Source organism: Campylobacter sp. GB48 (genome assembly GCF_049221845.1).
Lineage (GTDB): Bacteria > Campylobacterota > Campylobacteria > Campylobacterales > Campylobacteraceae > Campylobacter_D > Campylobacter_D lari_C.
Genome location: NZ_JBMJAR010000087.1, coordinates 1 through 714, shown reverse-complemented (window position 1 = coordinate 714; position 714 = coordinate 1). Strand labels below are relative to the sequence as shown.

Here is a 714-nt window from a genome sequence, read left to right as displayed (position 1 = left end):
CCAAAAGGCCTTAGATGAATGCAAATGAAAATAATACTAGTGTTCATAATGAAAACAATACCACTATTAACATTAAAGAAAGTATAAAAGAAGCCTTAAGAGAAGGACAAGAGGTTATAGAAAGTAGTAGAGAAGGAATAGGAAAAGCAAGTAATACTTTCGATTTTTTTTAGCAGTGGCTTCAACCTTTCCCCCAACTCTCCCACTAAAGAAACCCTACAACCTTATATTCAAAAAGTTCAAGTTATTACAGATAAAGTGGATAGCAAACTAAAAATTACTGAATATACCTTAGAGTATATTAACAATGGTGATATAACTAAAGTTTTAGTAAAACTAGGAGAAGAAGTTATACAAGATTTTGTTTTAAAAAAAGGCTTAGATATTTCTAAAGAAATAGCACTTATCTTGTTTAGAGGAAAAATTATTTTTGGTATAATTATTTTTGCTGGAGGAAGTGTTATATCTTACTATTTTTCTGAAAACATTAAGGAATTAGCAAAAAAACTGCTAATAAATACTCAAGATTTGCTTAATAAAATTAAACCTCCTGTTGTATGCCCTAGTAATTCTATAACACCTAATGGTCAATGCATTGATCATCCAAATGATTTTTTTCAAAAACTAATCAATCCTTTCTCCCTCTTCACTCCACGCCCCTACCCTAGCTATTCAAAACAATACAAACTTGCTCTAGCAAAGAAAAAAGAACTT

The 714-nt window shown here is 30.0% G+C and carries 2 protein-coding genes; both read left to right on the top strand.

Annotation, left to right across the window (positions count from 1 at the left end; translation table 11 throughout):
• Nucleotides 1-14 precede the first annotated feature (14 nt).
• Nucleotides 15-173 (top strand): hypothetical protein, encoded by a 159-nt coding sequence (locus ACOTVC_RS08950; protein ID WP_214117098.1) that lies wholly within the window; start codon nt 15-17, stop codon nt 171-173.
• An 85-nt stretch (nt 174-258) separates the two neighbouring features.
• Nucleotides 259-714, top strand: a 456-nt coding sequence (locus ACOTVC_RS08945; protein ID WP_421628394.1) for a hypothetical protein, incomplete at its 3' end; no start/stop codon positions are given.